Genomic DNA, 19,760 nt, shown 5'->3' with positions numbered 1-19,760 from the left:
GTTCCATTTCCAAGGCCGCGATGCGGCCTTGCTTATTTCCGGAATCCAATATGCAAGCGATTAAAGAGCAGATCCAGGCCCTGACCCAGGAGCTGAACCAGCACAATATCCATTACTATGTAGATGATAATCCAACGATCCCTGATGCTGAATATGACCGGCTGATGGCACAGCTTAAAGCATTGGAATCAGCTCACCCTGAATTGATGTTACCGGACTCCCCGACCCAACGGGTTGGTGGTATGGCACTGGTCAAATTTAATCAGGTGACACATCTAAAACCCATGCTGAGTTTGGACAACGCCTTCAGTGAAGAGGACTTCAATGGTTTTAACCGTCGTATTACTGAGCGGGCCGGGCAGGTCGCATTTTGTTGTGAACCTAAGCTAGATGGTTTGGCGGTGAGTCTGTTGTACCGTAATGGTGTACTGGAGCGTGCCGCCACCCGAGGTGATGGCACCACAGGAGAAGAGATTACCGACAATGTGCGCACTATCCGTTCTATTCCATTGCGGTTGCGTGGTGAAGGGTATCCGGCGCTATTGGAGGTCCGTGGTGAAGTCTTTATGCCAAAAGCGGCATTTGAGGCATTGAACGAACGGGCGATCAAAAAAGGGGAAAAAACCTTTGTTAACCCTCGAAATGCCGCCGCCGGAAGTTTGCGTCAGTTAGATAGCAAAATTACTGCTTCTCGCGCTCTGGCATTTTATGCCTACGCCCTTGGGGTGGTTGAAGGTGAGCAGCAGCCGATGGCGGATGGCCATTTTGAGCAGCTGATGCAACTGAAAACCTGGGGATTCCCCGTCAGTAGTGAAGTTAAAGTGGTTGATGATCTCGCCGGCGTATTTGCCTATTACGCCGATATTCTGACGCGCCGCAGTGAACTGGCCTATGAGATTGATGGCGTAGTGTTTAAAGTTAACGCCATTGCGCAGCAGCAGACCCTAGGCTTTGTTGCCAAAGCGCCTCGTTGGGCAATTGCTTATAAATTCCCGGCGCAAGAAGAGATGACCTTGCTTGAAGGGGTGGATTTTCAGGTGGGCCGAACTGGCGCGGTAACGCCTGTTGCGCGATTAAAGCCCGTATTTGTTGGTGGGGTGACCGTATCAAACGCCACCTTGCATAATGCCGATGAGATTGCCCGCCTTGGCGTGAAAATTCACGATACCGTAATTGTCCGCCGCGCCGGTGATGTGATCCCACAAATTGTGGCGGTTGTGCAGGAAAAACGACCTGCCGATGCCCTTGATATTGTCTTCCCATCAGCTTGTCCTGTGTGCGGTTCAGAAGTTGAACGGGTAGAAGGCGAAGCGGTAGCACGTTGCTCCGGTGGCCTGTTTTGTGAGGCACAGCGTAAAGAAGCGATTAAACATTTTGCATCCCGCAAGGCGCTGGATATTGATGGTATGGGGGATAAGGTCGTTGAGCAGTTAATTGATAAAGAGCTGGTCGCAAGTCCGGCGGATTTATTTAAACTGACCGCATCAGCCCTGACCATGCTGGAGCGTATGGGGATCAAGTCGGCGAATAATCTGGTGTCAGCATTAAGTGCCAGTAAACAAACCACTTTACCCCGCTTTTTGTATGCGCTGGGGATCCGCGAGGTGGGTGAGGCCACCGCAGCGAACTTGGCTAACCATTTTAAAACCCTAGATGGACTGCGTCAGGCCAGTGTTGAGCAGTTGATTGAGGTGGAAGATGTAGGGACTGTGGTTGCTCAGCATGTACATGCATTTTTTGCCCAACCCCACAATATTGATGTAATTGAACAATTACTGGCGCAAGGCATTAATTGGCCGGAGATCAGCGCGCCAGCTGAGGATGCTCAGCCATTAAAAGGCCAGACATGGGTCTTGACCGGTACGCTGACTCGGCTGACGCGAAATGATGCTAAAGCGGGTTTGCAGGCGCTGGGCGCGAAAGTGGCTGGTAGTGTGTCGAAAAATACCCACTGTGTGGTGGCCGGTGAAGCCGCTGGCTCGAAATTAGTGAAGGCACAGGAATTGGGTATTGAGGTGTGGGATGAAGATCAATTGTTGACCCTGCTTGATCAGTAATATGTGGTTTGATTGAGCGTACTGCAGTATTACCTTGAGAGGTGATACTGCAGACATCATAGCCGGCGTAGTTGCCGGCTTTTTTATGCCTCGGCGTCCTGTCCATTAGCGGTGAGTTGCTTAAGGGCAATGGGTATTTATGGGACTAACGATTGGGCTTATGTAGAACGGCCAGCGCAAGACTTGAACAAGATAAAAATTGGCTCAGTTTGAGCGGATAATTTTTACTTAACCTGTCGCCTGAGTAAGTTTGCCCAGAATAAGTGCCATTATCTGAGGGCAAGACAAGTCAGCTATCGATAAGCTGACTGGCTAACGCTTTGTAACTGTAATTAAAGTTTGATGCGATAGTCTGGGCCTGTGCAATATTGGCATCGCTGTTGGTCATACTACGTTGATGCCAAGCCCTGATTGTTCAACGTTGCGGCGCATCGATGGATTAAAGCTGTTTCATTTTTGTTGCCCGGGTTGAATTTGCCATTAAAGTAGCCATATCTGTTTTACTAAACATAATTATTCTTGGATAACGTTTTGAACCTGAACCATGTGTATTGGCTTGACGATAATGGCCATGTTAAACCTCCGCTTTATCTGTATCTGATGCTGGCATTTTTGGCACGTGGCTGGGTGGTGTGGGTGATGTCCCTGACGCAGCATAATGATCGGGCCGGTTTAGTACGCTTGCTCTATCCACAACAGAGTGATTTTATACAGGCCTTAATTGTGGGGCTGGGTGCGGTATTGATTTTCGCCTTGGTGTTGGCGGAGAGAAAACGAAAGTTAGATTGGTTAGCGCCTTTATTTGCCAAGTCTTACGCAATTTTGTGGCTGGTGGTATTGGCTGAAATCGTGATGTTATGGCAACGCTTGTTGCATGCTGAATTTCTGTTTCATTGGGGCTTTGCCCTAGATGCGTTAGCTTCATTTTGGTGTGTACTTTATCTGCTGAAATCGAAACATTTAAAAGCCTATTTTCGTGATTGGCAGCTGGCTTAATACTGATGCTTTAGCGCATATTGCTAGGGCGTGTTGACGTTTCGAGGATGATTTTTGAGCAACATGCAGAGGGGTTATAATCTCTTTCGCCAAAAACAAACCACAACCCCAAAGCATGCCGAGAACAATATTAACTGACATAAGATGGGAACTGCTACTACAGATAATGAAAAGTACTGGTCGTATCTACAATAAATCTGAACATAGAATGACCTTTGAAGGGATACTTTTCCGTATGAGAACGGGGATCCCTTGGCGAGATTTACCTCCGGGATTTGGTGAATGGAGCTCAGTATATAGACGATTTAACCTTTGGTCTAAAAAAGGTATTTTAAATCATCTTTTCAGTCAGTTAGCAAAAATGGCAGACTTCGAATGGGTGTTCCTCGATGGCTCAATTATTCGTGCACATCAGCACAGCACAGGCGCTGCTACAAATTTCTCTGAGCAAATAGGTAAAAGCAGAGGTGGGAATACAACAAAAATCCACTTAGCTGTCGATAGCGGAGGTTTGCCCATTTGTTTTGATTTATCAGAAGGTCAGCGAAATGACATTGTTCTTGCAGAAAGTCTCGTAGAACAACTGGGGGAGATAGATACTATTGTATGCGATAAAGGATATGACAGTGAATCTTTCCGCGTTTTTGTTCAACGCAAAGGAGGAAAAACTGTGATAGCTAGGCGTAATTACGGGCAAGATATTGGTAAGGATACAATGGATTGGTGCTTATATAGGTATCGTCATTTGGTGGAAAATGCCTTTGCTAGGATTAAGCATTATCGTGCTATTTCAAGCCGTTATGATAAGTTGGAACGGAATTATGCCAGTATGGTATCGCTGGCATTCATGCTTATGTGGCTACCGATGTATTGCTGAGTGAGAAATGAACAGCAAACGTCAACAGACCCTATGGTCTGTTGACCTTTCGTGGTTAAATTTTGTTCGAGATAAAAGCGTTTTAATCGCGGCGAGTGGTTTGCCGCCTAGTTATTCTAAGCAAGAACCGCTCAACAAAGCGTAAAACGCTTTTAGCCGAACCCGTCGGGCAGCATTTGAGGCGCCTTTCTACTGCGTTATCGGCTTATCAGGTAGCGCAACTACCTATCAAAGCCGCTGCCTTGTATAAAGCATCCTCAAATCGCTGCAAAAACAAACTCGAAAGGTCAACAGACCCTAGGGTCTGTTGACGTTTCATGATTAAATTTTGTTCGAGATAAAAGCGTTTTAATCGCGGCGAGTGGTTTGTCGCCTAGTGATTCTAAGCAAGAACTGCTCAACAAAGAGTAAAACGCTTTTAGCCGAACCCTGCGGGCAGCGTTTGAGGCTCCTGTCTACTGCGTTATCGGCCTATCAGGTAGCGCAACTACCTATCAAAGCCTCTGCCTTGTATAAAGCATCCTCAAATCGCTGCAAAACAAACTTGAAAGGTCAACAGACCCTAGGGGTGGCAACTAGATTTTGTTGTCACCTAGGGATAAGCCTGATTATTTAACCAGTAATAATACAAGGCCCGGTTTTGCCGGGCTTTTTCTATCTGTTTTTACGCCACAATAACCTAGATATGCTACCGTAACGCTAATATTTAACAGGTAACTCATAACCCTGTTTGATTTTGTTTTTGGGGAAAGGCATAGATGATAAAGAAGATTGCGGTGGTGGGGTGTGGTTGGTTTGGTTTGCCTTTAGCGCGGGCGCTGCAAAATGAGGGCTATCAAGTTATCGGCAGTAAACGCCATGCTGATGAGGCGCAAAAACTGACTCGCGAAGGGATAGACTGCGTAGCTTTGGACTTATCCGAATCTGAGGTTGTCGGTACAGCGAAAGAGACGCTAACGCCTTTGTTGGATGCCGATGCGATGGTGATCAATATTCCACCGGCGTTGCGTTCAGGGAAGACAGATTATCTCGAGCGGCTTAAGCGGCTCAAACAGATGATGTTACCCAGGCGCTTACAGCGGCTTATTTTTATTTCCTCGACCGGAGTGTATCCCCCCGGTAGTGATTGCCTTGAAACCGAAGTATTACCACAGCAAACATCTGAATCATTATTGTTACAGGCCGAATATTTACTGGCCAAAGATCCCCTTTTGCTGGCACCTGAAGGGGGCGCGGTGATATTACGTTTTGCCGGATTAATCGGGCCTGGCCGACATCCGGGGCGTTTTCTTGCCGGGCGGACAAATCTGACTGGCGCGCGGCATCACGTCAATCTAGTGCATTTAAATGATTGTATTGGCGCGACCGTTACCGTGCTAAAAGTCCCGCAGCCGAGCGCGATTTATAATCTTTGCGCGCCTGAGCACGCCACCAAGCAGGCATTTTATACCCAGGCGGCGCAGTCTCTACAACTGCCAGCACCAGAGTTCCAAATTGATAACAGTGTTATTGGGGATAAACGGGTTAGCGGCGATCGGATTTGCCATGAGCTAGGGTATGTATATCGCGTGCCAACATTGGCACAAATGCTGGCCCAATGTTAAGCGCTTGTCTGGTGGTCATATTGCATGGTCGTATTGAGTGATATGAGCGAATAATATGACAAGTGATATAAGCGAGTGATATGAATTAGCCATATGAGACAGTGAATTAAGCCAGTGAAATAGGTTAATCATATCATTCGATTATATTGAGTTGGCAGCAACTGGAATAGTAATAAAAATACTTAAATCAGTACTACTGAGACATTGATCGCGCGGTTGATTTATTATTGTCGGCTTTCGGCGGCATTCTCTTGGCGTGACTTGTGACTTGTGACTTGTGACTTGTGACTTGTGACTTGTGACTTGAGAAGTGAAAGTCTCAGTGACAACTATTTTGTTTATTAATTTATCGTAGAGCAGATTATCACGTAGAACTTTATCGCATAGCAGATTGAGCCATAGTGATTTATATGCTGTCCTGTATAAGTTTTTTACATGAATTAAGCCAACGGATGAATCTAGGCTCATACTATTATATCCGTACGTTATTGCCTAATGACACGTTAAATCGTGTTTTATTTATATTTATTGTGGCTTGGTACATTTCATCTATTTATATTGTCGATCAATCTAAAAATAAATAGATTATTAGAGATTTGTGTCAGCTATCTCTCGATATGTAAAATCATAACCCTATCAGATGCAATTTAATAAGATCATATTTCGCTATATTAAAATCATAATGAAATGATTGTTAAAAATAATAGACCTTAGTCTAATCCTACTGAATATTTAGGTGTTATGTTTTTAACTGTATGAAAAATAATAATTTTAATTGTGTTATGCTCTTGGTGGATATAACGCATTAGACCAAAGTCTTGATGGCGAAACGCAATTCACTTGTTAGGTTGGGGAGGGTAATGAAATAGTTAAATAATGGGAGAGTCAAAATGGCTTTTGAAAATAAAGATAAGGCTAAGGGCTATTGGCGGGAAAATTTGCGTCTCGTGTTGGTGCTGTTAGCTGTATGGTTTGTCGTCTCTTATCTATGCGGCATAGTATTTGTTGATGAGTTGAATCAGTTTCATTTTATGGGTTTTAAGCTCGGTTTTTGGTTTGCCCAACAAGGGGCCATGTATGTATTTGTTGCACTGATTTTTATTTATGCAACCAGAGCTAATGCATTGGATAAAAAATATAACGTACATGAAGACTGAGGAGTGCCGAAATGGATGTTCAAACATTAACCTATATTATTGTCGGGCTGACATTTGCGCTTTATATCGCGATAGCTATTTGGTCTCGAGCGGGTTCAACTAAAGATTTTTATGTGGCTGGTGGCGGTGTGCCGCCCGTAATGAATGGTATGGCGACAGCAGCGGATTGGATGTCTGCGGCTTCGTTTATCTCTTTGGCAGGTATTGTCTCTTTTGTTGGTTATGATGGTTCAGTTTATTTGATGGGCTGGACAGGTGGTTATGTGCTACTGGCCTTATGTATGGCCCCTTACCTGCGTAAGTTCGGCAAATATACTGTGCCGGATTTTATTGGCGAGCGTTACTACTCTCAGGCTGCAAGAACCGTGGCAGTTGTCTGCGCCATTTTTATCTGTTTTACCTATATAGCAGGTCAGATGCGTGGCGTCGGCGTGGTGTTTTCCCGTTTCTTGGAGGTGGATGTTGATACCGGCGTTTATATCGGTATGGCGGTGGTATTTTTCTATGCCGTATTGGGCGGGATGAAAGGCATCACCTATACCCAAGTAGCACAGTATTGTGTATTGATTTTTGCCTTTATGGTTCCTGCGATTTTTATCTCCGTGATGATGACAGGTCATGTGATCCCCCAGATAGGGTTTGGGTCAACCTTGGTGGATGCTGCAGGAAATAATACTGGTACCTATTTGTTGGATAAGCTTGATGGGCTATCGAGCGAATTAGGTTTTTCCCAATATACCGAGGGCGCTAAATCAACGATTGATGTGTTTGCCATTACCGCTGCTCTGATGGTTGGTACCGCAGGATTACCCCATGTGATCGTGCGTTTTTTTACCGTTCCTAAGGTGAAGGATGCCCGCTCCAGCGCGGGTTGGGCACTAGTCTTTATTGCCATTATGTATACCACAGTGCCGGCATTGGCGGCCTTTTCTCGGGTCAATATGGTGGAAACCATCAATGGCCCAGAATCTCAAGGTGTAGCCTATGAGTCTGCGCCCCAATGGGTAAAAAATTGGGAGAAAACGGGTCTGATTAAGTGGGATGATAAAAATGGCGATGGTCGGATGTTTTATGCCAAAGGCAGTAACAATGAAATGAATATTGACCGGGATATTATGGTGTTGGCCACCCCGGAAATTGCCAATCTGCCAGCCTGGGTGATTGCCCTCGTTGCTGCCGGTGGACTTGCCGCAGCATTGTCTACTTCTGCGGGGTTGTTGCTGGTGATCTCCACATCGGTATCCCATGATCTATTGAAGAAAAACTTGATGCCGGGTATTTCAGATCGACGGGAGTTGACCTTTGCCCGTATTGCCGCGGCCGTGGGCATCGTTGTGGCGGGCTATTTTGGTATTAATCCACCTGGGTTTGTGGCTGCAGTGGTGGCCTTTGCTTTTGGGTTAGCGGCTTCTAGTCTATTCCCTGCCATTGTGATGGGCATTTTTTCCCGCAGTATGAATAAGGAGGGGGCGATTGCCGGCATGGTGACAGGTTTACTCTTTACTGCTGGGTATATTGTGTACTTCAAGTTTATCAATCCTGCCGCAAACAGTGCCGAGAATTGGTGGTTTGGGATTTCCCCTGAAGGCATTGGCATGATAGGTATGTTGATTAATTTTGCCGTGGCGGTCAGTGTCAGCCGTATAACTACTGCAGTGCCTGAGCCGGTAGTGGCGATGGTAGAAGCCATTCGTTTTCCAAAAGGCGCTGGCGATGCCCATGAGCACTAGGGTCTGTTGATGTTTCGTGATTAAATTTCATGCCTATGCACTTTGCTCAGCATGAGTTCATAGGTGAATGAAAAATAGCTATATTTAACAGCCGCATAGGAATTTGTTTTTCTATTCTTCTGCGATTAAAACGATAAATGAACTCATTGAGGTATTCCTGTACATATTTTTTGGATATTCCGTGGAATGTGCCCTGAATAAATGTTTTCAGGTTGCTAATGGCGATATGTACCCACGGGAGCCACTCATCAACCAATTCTTTCGGCGTCACTCTGGCTTCGTGATGCTGGGTTTTATCAATGATAGTCAATGCACGTAGCCCATCTGAGCGAACATATTGATTGGGGAGAATATGCGCTTGCACAAATTGCTCGACACTTTGGTGGCTGATACGGTTAACAGCCTGCATGGCAATATAGCCGGCTCGTTCACCTTGGGTTTCAACGGCCACAATTATCGGTGTTTTCCCTGCCGCGCCTCGACCACGTTTACCTTTTTGTTTGCCGCCAACCAAGCAATCATCCAATTCTATGTTGCCAGATAACCAATACAGTCTGTCTCTGTGCCCCATTGCGATACGCAATTTTTTCAGTATCAACCTTGCCGTTCGCCAGTTAACTTCAATGAGCTTTTTGAGCCGTAATGCTGATATTCCGCCTTTGTCTGACCCTATAAAATAAATGGCCGTAAACCATTTAGACAGCGGGATATGCGTGCCGTGAAACAGCGTGTCAGATGTCACGGATGTTTGCTTATGGCACTGACAGCATTCATAAAGCTCACGGGTATGGATTTGATAGGCTTGACGATGACCACATTTAGGGCAGATAAATCCATCCGGCCATCGCTGCATTTTCAGGTAATCAAGACAGGCATTTTCTGAATGAAATTGACGTTGCCAATCTATAAAGCTCATTTCTGACATGTTCATCATAAAACCCTCCACAAGAAGCGATTTATGGTTCTATATTACGCCCAAACTGACCGAGGTGCATAGGCATGTTAAATTTTGTTCGAGATAAAAGCGTTTTAATCGCGGCGAGTGGTTTGTTGCCTAGTTGTTCTAAGCAAGAACCGCTCAACAAAGCGTAAAACGCTTTTAGCCGAACCCTGCGGGCAGCGTTTGAGGCTCCTTTCTACTGCGTTATCGGCTTATCAGGTAGCGCAACTACCAATCAAAGCCTCTGCCTTGTATAAAGCACCCTCAAATCGCTGCAAAAACAAACTCGAAAGGTCAACAGACCCTAGGGTCTGTTGACGTTTCGTGATTAAATTTTGTTCGAGACAAAAGCGTTTTAATCGCGGCGAGTGGTTTGTTGCCTAGTTATTCTAAGCAAGAACCGCTCAACAAAGCGTAAAACGCTTTTAGCCGAACCCTGCGGGCAGCGTTTGAGGCTCCTTTCTACTGCGTTATCGGCTTATCAGGTAACGCAACTATCTATCAAAGCCTCTGCCTTGTATAAAGAATCCTCAAATCGCTGCAAAAACAAACTTGAAACATCAACAGACCCTAGATAAACCTGTGTAGCTGATAATAAGACATCACGCCCAGCTTCCGGCGCAGTACCACTGCGCCGGAATACCATATTAAACAGTATGTGTAAGGATGACATTTAATGTTGGCGATAGTCGTGCTCGTCACTCATCTCGGATAACAATGCAAAGGAAGCAAAATGCAAGCAATGGATGCTATGTCACTTCAGCCGATAGTTGCATTTCTCGCTCAAGTGGCACCGTTTTGTCACTTAACGGTGGAGCAACAAGAATACTGTGCTAGCAAGATGACAATCCGTTATCTTGCTGCAGATGGCGATATTCTTCATGTCAGTCGTGATGATAAGCAGTTATATCTAGTAAGAACGGGAGCCATTGAATTAAGTACTTCAAGTGGCACGTTATTGGATCGTTTGGGGCGTGGTGATTATTGGTATCCTGCAAGCCTTGTGCAAGCGCCCTCCGATGCTGTTGATATTGCGGTTTCTACCCTGAAAAAGGCAGAACCAACATGGCCTAGCATAGCATCACCTTTTTCAGAGCCATCCAAGGCCGTCTATGTTGATGGCGGCCACAACGCTCCCCAATATGCCCCCAAAATTGCATCCAGCTTAACGATCAGTTTGACCGTATTGGAAGATGCATTGATTTACATCGTGCCCAGTGAGGTGATTGAACAACTGTGCCATAGTTCAACGCTCTGCCGGACTCTCTTTCAGCCAGAAACTGATCATGTAAAACGAGCTGATAGTGGTGTCTTGGCGGGAATAAAAAGTCATGATCATTTGTCTGTACCGATCAAAGACGTGATGAGCACGCCACTACAGATGCAACCCGAAAGCCAGAGCGTGACTGAGATTAGCCAATTTATGACGCAACAGAATATTTCCGCTGTTGTGCTTTATTCCGCAAAGGAGTCCCCGCCCTGCCTATCAAAGACAGTTTCGCATGTGCTTAGTGGTATCGTCACTGACAGAGATTTGCGACGGCGGGTATTGGCCCGTAATAGGTTAGGGGCTATTCCTGCTCGGGATATTATGAGTCAGCAAGTGCACACTATTTCTGCCTCTGCACCTGTGTATGAAGCGCTGTTATTAATGGGACAGCACAATCTCCATCATTTACCGGTAATGGAACATGGTATTCCCGTAGGGATGGTGACAGACACGGATCTGTTGCGGTTGCAGGGATATACGCCATTAGCTTTATTGGCCAAGATTGACCGCCAGCCGTTATCCGGATTAGTACGCTGCGCTGAACAAATTCCCCATCTGGTTGAGCAACTATTAGTGCAGAAAACACCTGCAGCGCAGGTGAGCCGGTGGTTAACCTTATTGGCCGATGCCATTACCCGACGCCTATTAGTGTTAGCCCAGCAGGTATTAGGGCCGCCACCGATGGTATTTTGTTGGTTGGCGTTTGGCTCTCAGGCTAGGGGGGAGATGGTATTAGGCTCTGATCAGGATAATGGTTTGTTATTGGCAGAGGAGCCTGATGTTGAGCAGGCCGATTATTTTATCCGCTTAGGAAAGTGGGTGTGCGATGGTTTGGCTTTGTGTGGTTATCCCTATTGTCCGGGGAATATCATGGCGCAATCCGCCCAGCATTGTTTATCGCTGCCAGCTTGGCAGCAGTGTTTTACTCACTGGATTGAGCAGCCATCTCCTGAAGCGCTGCTCAGTAGTAGCATTTTTTTTGATATGCGTTGCATCAGTGGTGATGCTGGGCTTTATGCTGCACTGAAACAGACAATCAGTTTGGCGGGGACTAATGATATTTTTTTGGCCGCATTGGCGCATAACTGTTTACTGCAACACACGCCTTTAGGCTTTTTCCGCCAGTGGGTGTTGGAGCATGATGGTGCTCAGAGCCAAGGTATTGATTTGAAACACAGAGGCAGCATGATAATAAATGATATTGTCAGAGTGCACAGTCTTAGTGGCGCAGGGCTTGATGGCGAAATCAGATATGCAGTCATTACTGGATGCGCTGGATTTTATTACAGAACTGAGGCAACACAGTCAGATGCAGGCGCAGGCGAATAATGACCCATTATCAGGGGCATATTTGCTACCTTCCAAGTTATCCTCTTTGCGACAAACACAATTAAAGGCTGCATTTCGAGTGATAGATTATGCTCAAGACAGTTTAAGGCTTAAATTTTTACGCCGTTTTTGAGGGTGTCCCCATCATTAACGTTAATGATACTGTATGGAAGTGGCCGTCAAGGACTGAAATCATATGGTCATTAGATCCACTTACCCAAATCCTTCTTAATGGGATAGTGCGAAGATGAATATTGTGAAGCGGTATCAGTATCAAGCGGCGCTATATTTCGCCCGTTATCGCATTCATTGCAATTTAAAGCACCGTCTTCCACCTTGGCTAAAAGGATATTTTCAATCCCTGTTACCTTTGCTTCAAGTTGAGCATCATGAGGTGCCATTGCTGGCGATCGATTTTGAGTTGACTGGACTTAAACCGCGATATGATGAAATTGTCAGTATCGGGTATCAGCCAATACAAAATGGACAGATAGAATTAGCCAAGGCCGGACACATGCTGATTCATACAAAAAGGACTGTAAAACAAAGTGCTTGTATTCACGGTATTCATGATAGACACCGCCAACAAGGGATGCCGCTCGCTATGGCATTATCGCGGTTATTCCATTTAGCCCATGGTCATATATTATTGGCTCATCATAGCGGAATTGAGCAACGTTTTTTGCAATCAGCCTGCCTGCAATTGGGCATATCTCAGGTATTCCTGCCTATGCTGGATACCTGGTTGCCGGAACATCGCTGGCAATTGCAGCGCGCGCCTGAAGGGCCGATAAATGGTCAGTTATCCTATTGTCGGCAACAGTATGGTTTGCCAGATTATCCTCCTCATCAGGCAACACTCGATGCGCTGGCGACAGCAGAGCTCTTCTTGGCGCAAACAGCAGTTAAGAAACTTACCCTTTGGGATTTGCTGCGGCTATAACCTCTTCGTTATTCCGCTATTTGATGTATTGACTATTTTTGCGAGCAATAAGGGAATTAACGAGGTAACAGAAAGGGTAAACAAGGATTGCTGATGACAATCAATGCAGGATGCTGGTTTTTCTGTACAACCGGTGACTGGTATGATTTTGGCATCGCTGTTGCAATTTAAGCCTAAGTTACTTCTGATCATTTGGCAGAGGTTTAGTTTGTTATCAAGAAAAATAGACGTGATATAACTGCGAATGCGAGAGACGGGTTGGGTTGCCGGATAATAAAAAAGCAGGACACTGTCCTGCTTTTTCAATCTTCCGCTGCAAAAATACTCAAGGGTTATTTGACCGGAGAGATTGCTGATGCATGCATGCCCTTGGGCCCTTGTTCCACTTCAAATTGCACTGGTTGGCCTGCTTTAAGAGTTCGATAGCCTTCCATTTCAATTGTAGAATAGTGCGCAAAGACATCCTCACCACCTTCATCAGGGCAGATAAACCCGAATCCTTTGGCGTTGTTGAACCATTTAACAGTTCCGCTTGCCATACTTCCACTTCCTTCTATTGTCTACTTCCCAGTAAGATAGTAAAACCTTAAGAGCGGGTCCCTAATATCCGCTCTTTCAACAGAATGAAAGCTGCTATATCGGTTGTCAAGGTGAAATTAACATATATACAACATTTGGTTAATTTCCGTATATCAATTGGTGGATGCCAATGAAGAGGCTAAAATTGTCACATGGGTAAAACAGGAAATATTGAACGGGTTAGAGCGCGGGTTGAAGCAGAATTAATGCCGCCGCCTATGTATAAAGTCATACTTAATAATGATGACTATACCCCGATGGATTTTGTGGTTGATGTTTTACAGATGTTCTTCAGGATGGATGAGCAGCAGGCAACAGAAATTATGCTGACCATACATCATCAGGGTAAAGCTGTTTGTGGCGTATTCCCGTTTGGGATAGCAGAAACCAAAGTGATACAGGTAAATCAATTTGCAAGGGAAAACCAACATCCATTACTGTGTTCATTGGAGAAAGCGTGATTCATTACACGCGGATTATAAAGAGGGGTGCCTATGCTGAACAAAGATCTTGAAGTCACCTTGAACCTGGCTTTTCAGCAGGCCAGGGACGCCCGCCATGAGTATATGACGGTAGAACATCTGTTATTGGCATTGATTGATAACCCGGCGGCGCAGGATGCATTGGTCGCCTGTGGGGCCGATTTAGATCGGTTGCGGGACGACGTTGCCAGTTTCATTCACCAGACAACCCCCATTTTGCCTGAACAGGAAGATGGCCGCGAAACCCAGCCTACGTTAGGTTTTCAGCGGGTATTACAGCGCGCAGTGTTCCACGTACAGTCTTCTGGTCGTCAGGAGGTGTCTGGTGCCAATGTGCTGGTGGCGATTTTCAGTGAGCAGGAATCCCAAGCGGTTTACCTGTTGCGCCGTTGTGACATTACCCGCCTGGATGTGGTCAATTATATCTCCCATGGCTTCAGCAAGGCTGAAGACGAAAATCCGCCTATTGAGCAGGAACGGGAAGAAGAGACTGCCGAGTTGGTTGAAGAGCGCAGCATGCTGTCGCAGTTTGCAGCCAATTTAAATGAACAGGTGGTATTGGGCAATATTGATCCCCTAATTGGCCGTGATGAAGAAGTCGAACGGGCAATTCAAATTCTCTGCCGGCGCCGGAAAAATAACCCGCTGCTGGTGGGTGAAGCTGGGGTAGGTAAAACCGCTATTGCAGAAGGACTAGCTTATCGCATCGTCAATGAACAAGTGCCTGATGTGATGGCAGAGACCACGGTTTATTCTCTTGATATGGGCTCGTTACTGGCGGGCACTAAATACCGTGGCGATTTTGAGAAGCGGTTTAAGAGTTTACTTAAGGAACTGGCAGAGGATGAGCACAGTATCCTGTTTATCGATGAAATTCATACCATCATAGGTGCTGGTGCGGCGTCTGGTGGGGTGATGGATGCATCTAATTTGCTTAAGCCACTGTTATCCAGCGGTAAACTACGTTGTATGGGGTCGACCACTTTTCAGGAATATCAAAGTATTTTTGAAAAAGACCGCGCGCTGGCTCGTCGTTTCCAGAAAGTGGATATTAATGAGCCCAGCGTGGCAGAAACCACCAAGATCCTGCAGGGATTAAAGAGCAAATACGAAGATTTCCACGGTGTTCGCTATACCTTAGCTGCGCTGTCCAGTGCCGCCAGTTTATCCGCCAAACACATTAATGACCGTCAGCTACCGGATAAAGCTATTGATGTTATCGATGAAGCGGGAGCCAGAATGGCCATGCAGCCGGCCAGCCGTCGTAAAAAGACCATAGGTCAGAATGAAATCGAAGCCATTATTGCCCGTATTGCCCGTATTCCAGAGAAAAGTGTCTCAGCAACAGAAAAAGACACACTGAAAAATCTGGAACGTAACCTGAAGATGGTGGTGTTTGGCCAGGATAGAGCCATTGAAGCACTCAGCGCTGCAATTTGCCTGTCGCGCAGTGGCCTTGGAATTGAACACAAGCCAGTTGGTAGCTTCCTGTTTGCAGGCCCAACCGGGGTTGGTAAAACTGAGGTGACTAATCAATTGGCTGCCTGTATGGGGATGAAGCTTATTCGGTTTGATATGTCCGAATATATGGAAAGTCATACGGTTTCTCGCTTGATTGGTGCGCCACCAGGATATGTTGGTTACGATCAGGGCGGATTACTGACCGATGCGGTGATTAAACATCCACACTGCATAGTGCTGCTAGATGAGATCGAAAAGGCTCATCCAGATGTTTATAACCTGTTATTGCAGGTAATGGATCACGGCACTTTAACGGATAATAACGGCCGCAAAGCGGATTTTCGCAATGTCACTTTGGTTATGACAACCAATGCGGGTGTGCAGGAAACGGTGCGAAAATCCATCGGTTTCCAACAACAGGATCACAGTGAAGATGCGATGTCGGAAATTAACCGGGTATTCTCGCCTGAGTTCCGCAACCGCTTAGATTCTATTATCTGGTTCAATCACTTGGATATGACTGTGATTGCTAAGGTCGTGGATAAGTTCTTGGTTGAACTTCAAGCCCAGTTAGACAGTAAAGGTGTCACGCTAGACGTGACCGATGAAGCCCGTACCCTGCTAGCAGAGAAAGGATATGATAAAGCGATGGGTGCCCGCCCGATGGCGCGTGTGGTCACAGATTTAATCAAGCGGCCGTTGGCAGATGAAATCCTGTTTGGCGAGCTTGAGTCCGGTGGTACCGCCAAGGTAGATGTCGCAAAAGGTGAAATCGTTATCACGACCTTGGCTGAATCAACCTTAGCTTAATCCGGTAATAAAAAATGGCTGCTTTGGCAGCCATTTTTTCCGTATTCCAACTAAAAAACCCGGTCTCTATACCGGGTTCTTTCTGGAAGGCAAGATTAACGCGCGCGGAAGACGATACGACCTTTGCTCAAGTCGTAAGGAGTCAACTGAACGGTTACTTTGTCACCGGTCAGAATACGGATGTAGTTTTTACGCATTTTGCCGGAGATGTGAGCAATCACAACGTGCCCATTTTCCAGCTCTACACGGAACATTGTGTTAGGCAAGGTTTCCAGAATGGTGCCTTGCATCTCAATGTTGTCTTCTTTCGCCATTAATAAATAATCCCATTAGCCTTCGAATATAAAACGGGCGTATCATGCCGCAAATCGGCGGCGCTGTAAAGGGAAACCCCCTGTGACAGTGATACAATCACGATTATTTTTTGTGCTAAATCTAATCGGTTAGCATGCTAGATAAAGCACTAAGCAAACATCTACTTGAGCCGTCATTTTTTAACAATATCTCTGATGCTAAATATGCTAATTTTTTGCCGGCTTAATGTTAGTACCAGTATGCCACCCTGAGTTTGTCAATATCTGATAAGGGCGAAACCGACGCTTATATGACATTTTATGGTTGTCATCAATTTGAAAACCTAGATAAAGATAAGCTTTATGTTGCTGTTTTGCCACTTGTTGCTGGAGTAGCACCATCAGTGTACCCAGTGAGCGCTTTTCTTCATCAGGATCAAAATAGGTATATACCGCAGATAAGCTATCCGGTAGTACATCTGTGACAGCAACCGCAATAAGGGTTGTATCGCGGTAGAGTTCCAAAAAGTGTGGCTGGTGCCAGCAGCAGGATAGAAATTGTTCAAACTGTGCCGGGCTGGGGGGATACATATCGCCATCAGCATGGCGCTGACAGATATATTTTTCATACAGCGCATAATGCTGCGCTTGCTGCTGATTAGTGACTTGCCAGTGTAAAGACCGATTTTTATTCAGGGTGCGGCGCTGCTGACTTGAGGCTGTAAAGCTCATTATTGGGATCCGCAGCGGCATACAGGCCTGACAGTCACGGCAATGAGGGCGATATACGATATCGCCGCTACGGCGAAATCCCTGAGCCAGTAGTTGTGCATAACTCTCAGCATCCAGTTCATCTTGGATCACCAAAAGTTGCTCTTGCTGCTGGGGGAGATAAGGGCATTGGCTGGGGGGCGTAAGACCCACCCGTAGAGATTTATTTGTGCAAGTCAATGTTGATCTCCTGTGGCTGCCAACATTGTGTATCAAGCTTGAGATCCCTTAGTTGATGCAATCTATGTAAAAAATCTCGCCGGGATAAAGGCTTTGCCCCTAAAGAGACCAGATAAGGATTCATCAACTGAGCGTCAATCAACTGATATTGATATTGGTGCAGATGATGTCCTAACGCAGCCATGGCTGCTTTGGAAGCATTGTTGCGGCGGTGAAACATGGACTCACCACAAAAAACGCCACCAACATTAATACCATATAAGCCGCCAATAAGTTCATTGTCCTGCCACACTTCCAATGAGTGGGCCCGCTTTAGCTGATGTAATGCTTGGTAGGCCGTTTGAATCGTATCGGTAATCCAGGTTCCAGCTTGCTTGGCTCTGGGAGCGGCACAAGCGGTGATCACCTCAGTAAATGCATGGTTGATGGTAAAACGCCAAGGCTGTTTTTTCAGTGTTTTTTTCAGACTATGACTGATATGTATTGCTTGGGGTGAAAAAACGGCTCTAGGGTCGGGTGACCACCATAAAATGGGATCATCGTCATTAAACCAGGGGAAGATACCATTGTAATAGGCAGACAATAATCTGGGGGCACTGAGATCGCCACCGATAGCAAGTAGGCCGTTGGGATCTGTTAACGCCTGCTCAGGGGGCGGAAAAAGTGTGTTAGCAGGATTAAGAAAAGGCAGGGAGTTCACATTGCAATATCAGGAAAGTATGGTTCGAATAAAGTAACTGAAAATGGCTACCGAGAAAACTCCTCGGCAGCGGGTTCTCGATACAGCTAGCGTTTAATCGCTCAGTTTATTATCGTCTGGATGACAATGCTTGATGGTTCGCAGATTAATTTCTTCAATACACCAAGCCGCGGCGATGGTGAGAAGACTGACTGTGGTCATAATGATAGCCAGTCGGCCCCAGGGAGCACCAAACATCACCCGGGTTTGAACATAGTGGTAGCTGCATACGCCCCAAACGGCAAACACAGAGCCTAATAAAATCAGTTGTAATAGCCTGTTAATCCACATTTTTCTGAAAAACAGCAAGTTGGGCAGTAATGAAAATACAGCGCAAAGTACGGGATTACCACTGCGCAAAAAGTGCGCCCCTAATAACAGGTAAACAAACGCTACCCAAATCAATCGCCACCACATGATATAACGACCTGGAAAAGTGATGGCACTCAGCATAGCGAACTTTAACTGATTGAACGTTAATCGGTTTCACATATCGGCACCAAACTTTAGTAAAACATGAATTAGTGACGAAATTTTAACTGACGGGTTGAGAGCAGAGTCTGATGATATTTGGGTCAGCACGGCGATAAAAACCGGTGTAATCGCTTATGGCGTCACAAATGAGAAAACACTTATATTTATCTGACTTTTATCACATAATGACCGCAATTACCGTTTGCATGTGAGTGTGGGGTTGTGCCCGTGAAAGGACATATTCTGAAAGAAATGAGAGTGCTGGCTGAGATTGAACCGGAGTTTGAAATAGCACGTCGAGTCGCGTTTATTCAAACCAAATTGCAGCAAGCACACTGTCACAGTTTGGTGCTGGGGATCAGTGGCGGAGTGGATTCCTCATTGGCAGGGCGGTTATGTCAACTGGCCGTGGATGGACTTAATGCTGATTTGACTGATAATCCTTACCAGTTTATTGCTGTACGCTTACCCTACGATGTGCAGCAGGATGAAGATGAGGCGCAGTTGGCTTGTCGCTTTATTCAACCAACTCGGCAAGTGACGGTAAATGTCCGTGACGGTGTAGACGGGGTTCATTCACAAACATTATCCGCTCTGGCTGAGGCTGGAGCCACATTAGCACAACACACTAATGTGGATTTTGTAAAAGGTAATGTGAAAGCCAGAATGCGCATGATTGCGCAATATGAAATTGCCGGTCTGACCGGGGGGCTGGTTGTTGGCACAGATCATAGTGCAGAAAATATCACGGGTTTTTATACCAAGTGGGGTGATGGCGCCTGCGATTTAGCCCCATTATTTGGTTTGAACAAGCGTCAAGTTCGGCAATTAGCCGCTTACCTTGGTGCGCCTGATATTTTGGTGCATAAAGCCCCTACGGCAGATTTGGAAGAAGATCAGCCACAACTAGCTGATGAACAAGCCTTAGGCATGACTTATCAGCAAATTGATGACTTTCTTGAAGGTCGTGAGGTGGCTGCAGAAATCGAAGCCAAACTGATCCGGATTTATCAGCAAACACAGCACAAACGCCGTGCTATTCCTACTATTTACGATTAATTGTCCTTT

The 19,760-nt window shown here is 45.9% G+C and carries 16 protein-coding genes and 1 pseudogene; 11 read left to right on the top strand and 6 right to left on the bottom strand.

Going from position 1 to position 19,760, the window contains the following annotated elements; all coding sequences use genetic code 11:
* Window positions 1-50 precede the first annotated feature (50 nt).
* The 6 genes from ligA (at window position 51) to NFHSH190041_RS12305 (ending at window position 8,421) form a co-directional block, all read left to right on the top strand.
* Window positions 51-2,057, top strand: a complete 2,007-nt coding sequence (gene ligA, locus NFHSH190041_RS12335; protein ID WP_261922118.1) for an NAD-dependent DNA ligase LigA — start codon at window positions 51-53, stop codon at window positions 2,055-2,057.
* A 531-nt stretch (window positions 2,058-2,588) separates the two neighbouring features.
* On the top strand, window positions 2,589-3,053 hold the full coding sequence (locus NFHSH190041_RS12330) for a DUF2919 domain-containing protein (RefSeq protein ID WP_261922117.1): 465 nt from the start codon (window positions 2,589-2,591) through the stop codon (window positions 3,051-3,053).
* 115 nt (window positions 3,054-3,168) lie between these two features.
* The gene (locus NFHSH190041_RS12325; RefSeq protein WP_261922116.1) at window positions 3,169-3,930 is read left to right on the top strand and encodes an IS5 family transposase; all 762 of its coding nucleotides are present in this window, start codon (window positions 3,169-3,171) and stop codon (window positions 3,928-3,930) included.
* 758 nt (window positions 3,931-4,688) lie between these two features.
* A complete protein-coding gene (locus tag NFHSH190041_RS12315; protein ID WP_261922114.1) occupies window positions 4,689-5,534 on the top strand; it encodes an SDR family oxidoreductase in 846 nt (281 codons plus the stop codon).
* 890 nt (window positions 5,535-6,424) lie between these two features.
* Window positions 6,425-6,691, top strand: coding sequence for a DUF4212 domain-containing protein (locus NFHSH190041_RS12310; protein WP_261922113.1), 267 nt, complete (start codon window positions 6,425-6,427; stop codon window positions 6,689-6,691).
* Window positions 6,692-6,702: 11 nt separating this feature from the next.
* A complete protein-coding gene (locus tag NFHSH190041_RS12305; protein ID WP_261922112.1) occupies window positions 6,703-8,421 on the top strand; it encodes a sodium:solute symporter family protein in 1,719 nt (572 codons plus the stop codon).
* A gap of 46 nt (window positions 8,422-8,467) precedes the next feature.
* Here NFHSH190041_RS12305 and NFHSH190041_RS12300 read toward each other — a convergent pair whose 3' ends face one another.
* Window positions 8,468-9,352, bottom strand: a complete 885-nt coding sequence (locus NFHSH190041_RS12300) for an IS1595 family transposase (protein WP_261925010.1) — start codon at window positions 9,350-9,352, stop codon at window positions 8,468-8,470.
* Between the two features lie 742 nt (window positions 9,353-10,094).
* On the opposite strand from NFHSH190041_RS12300, the pseudogene NFHSH190041_RS12285 reads away from it, so the two are divergent.
* Together NFHSH190041_RS12285 and NFHSH190041_RS12280 are read left to right on the top strand one after the other, a co-directional pair.
* Window positions 10,095-12,093 (top strand): annotated as a pseudogene (locus NFHSH190041_RS12285) (DUF294 nucleotidyltransferase-like domain-containing protein).
* Window positions 12,094-12,207: 114 nt separating this feature from the next.
* On the top strand, window positions 12,208-12,903 hold the full coding sequence (locus tag NFHSH190041_RS12280) for a 3'-5' exonuclease (protein WP_261922108.1): 696 nt from the start codon (window positions 12,208-12,210) through the stop codon (window positions 12,901-12,903).
* Window positions 12,904-13,235: 332 nt separating this feature from the next.
* Here NFHSH190041_RS12280 and cspD read toward each other — a convergent pair whose 3' ends face one another.
* Window positions 13,236-13,442: a cold shock domain-containing protein CspD gene (gene cspD / locus NFHSH190041_RS12275; RefSeq protein ID WP_261922107.1), complete on the bottom strand. Its 207-nt coding sequence runs from the start codon at window positions 13,440-13,442 to the stop codon at window positions 13,236-13,238.
* A gap of 192 nt (window positions 13,443-13,634) precedes the next feature.
* Between cspD and clpS the strand changes: the two genes are divergently transcribed.
* Window positions 13,635-13,943: an ATP-dependent Clp protease adapter ClpS gene (gene clpS / locus NFHSH190041_RS12270; RefSeq protein ID WP_261922106.1), complete on the top strand. Its 309-nt coding sequence runs from the start codon at window positions 13,635-13,637 to the stop codon at window positions 13,941-13,943.
* 33 nt (window positions 13,944-13,976) lie between these two features.
* Window positions 13,977-16,235, top strand: a complete 2,259-nt coding sequence (gene clpA, locus NFHSH190041_RS12265) for an ATP-dependent Clp protease ATP-binding subunit ClpA (protein ID WP_261922105.1) — start codon at window positions 13,977-13,979, stop codon at window positions 16,233-16,235.
* A 95-nt stretch (window positions 16,236-16,330) separates the two neighbouring features.
* Here the strand turns inward: clpA and infA are convergent, their stop codons facing one another.
* The 4 genes from infA to NFHSH190041_RS12245 all read right to left on the bottom strand — a co-directional run bounded on the left by infA (window position 16,331) and on the right by NFHSH190041_RS12245 (window position 18,671).
* Window positions 16,331-16,549 (bottom strand): translation initiation factor IF-1, encoded by a 219-nt coding sequence (gene infA, locus NFHSH190041_RS12260; RefSeq protein WP_011496276.1) that lies wholly within the window; start codon window positions 16,547-16,549, stop codon window positions 16,331-16,333.
* A 207-nt stretch (window positions 16,550-16,756) separates the two neighbouring features.
* Window positions 16,757-17,479, bottom strand: a complete 723-nt coding sequence (locus NFHSH190041_RS12255; protein ID WP_261922104.1) for an arginyltransferase — start codon at window positions 17,477-17,479, stop codon at window positions 16,757-16,759.
* Window positions 17,463-18,179 (bottom strand): leucyl/phenylalanyl-tRNA--protein transferase, encoded by a 717-nt coding sequence (gene aat, locus NFHSH190041_RS12250; protein WP_261922103.1) that lies wholly within the window; start codon window positions 18,177-18,179, stop codon window positions 17,463-17,465. Before aat ends, NFHSH190041_RS12255 begins: the two co-directional genes overlap by 17 nt.
* 93 nt (window positions 18,180-18,272) lie before the next feature.
* The gene (locus NFHSH190041_RS12245) at window positions 18,273-18,671 is read right to left on the bottom strand and encodes a hypothetical protein (RefSeq protein WP_261922102.1); all 399 of its coding nucleotides are present in this window, start codon (window positions 18,669-18,671) and stop codon (window positions 18,273-18,275) included.
* A 249-nt stretch (window positions 18,672-18,920) separates the two neighbouring features.
* On the opposite strand from NFHSH190041_RS12245, the gene nadE reads away from it, so the two are divergent.
* Window positions 18,921-19,751 (top strand): ammonia-dependent NAD(+) synthetase, encoded by an 831-nt coding sequence (gene nadE, locus NFHSH190041_RS12240; RefSeq protein WP_261922101.1) that lies wholly within the window; start codon window positions 18,921-18,923, stop codon window positions 19,749-19,751.
* Window positions 19,752-19,760: the final 9 nt, after the last annotated feature.

Origin of the sequence: Shewanella sp. NFH-SH190041 (assembly GCF_024363255.1) — a bacterium.
GTDB lineage: Bacteria > Pseudomonadota > Gammaproteobacteria > Enterobacterales > Shewanellaceae > Shewanella.
The sequence above is the reverse complement of the archived record's forward strand: the minus strand, read 5'-3'. Positions and strand labels throughout refer to the sequence as shown.

Bases quoted from the DNA above. Each gene is read 5' to 3' on its own strand.
- NFHSH190041_RS12315 (WP_261922114.1), top strand. From the start codon at position 4,689: ATGATAAAGAAGATTGCGGTGGTGGGGTGTGGTTGGTTTGGTTTGCCT.
- NFHSH190041_RS12280 (WP_261922108.1), top strand. From the start codon at position 12,208: ATGAATATTGTGAAGCGGTATCAGTATCAAGCGGCGCTATATTTCGCC.
- NFHSH190041_RS12245 (WP_261922102.1), bottom strand. From the start codon at position 18,671: ATGCTGAGTGCCATCACTTTTCCAGGTCGTTATATCATGTGGTGGCGA.
- NFHSH190041_RS12310 (WP_261922113.1), top strand. From the start codon at position 6,425: ATGGCTTTTGAAAATAAAGATAAGGCTAAGGGCTATTGGCGGGAAAAT.
- NFHSH190041_RS12305 (WP_261922112.1), top strand. From the start codon at position 6,703: ATGGATGTTCAAACATTAACCTATATTATTGTCGGGCTGACATTTGCG.
- NFHSH190041_RS12325 (WP_261922116.1), top strand. From the start codon at position 3,169: ATGCCGAGAACAATATTAACTGACATAAGATGGGAACTGCTACTACAG.
- cspD (WP_261922107.1), bottom strand. From the start codon at position 13,442: ATGGCAAGCGGAACTGTTAAATGGTTCAACAACGCCAAAGGATTCGGG.
- clpA (WP_261922105.1), top strand. From the start codon at position 13,977: ATGCTGAACAAAGATCTTGAAGTCACCTTGAACCTGGCTTTTCAGCAG.
- infA (WP_011496276.1), bottom strand. From the start codon at position 16,549: ATGGCGAAAGAAGACAACATTGAGATGCAAGGCACCATTCTGGAAACC.
- ligA (WP_261922118.1), top strand. From the start codon at position 51: ATGCAAGCGATTAAAGAGCAGATCCAGGCCCTGACCCAGGAGCTGAAC.
- NFHSH190041_RS12300 (WP_261925010.1), bottom strand. From the start codon at position 9,352: ATGAACATGTCAGAAATGAGCTTTATAGATTGGCAACGTCAATTTCAT.
- clpS (WP_261922106.1), top strand. From the start codon at position 13,635: ATGGGTAAAACAGGAAATATTGAACGGGTTAGAGCGCGGGTTGAAGCA.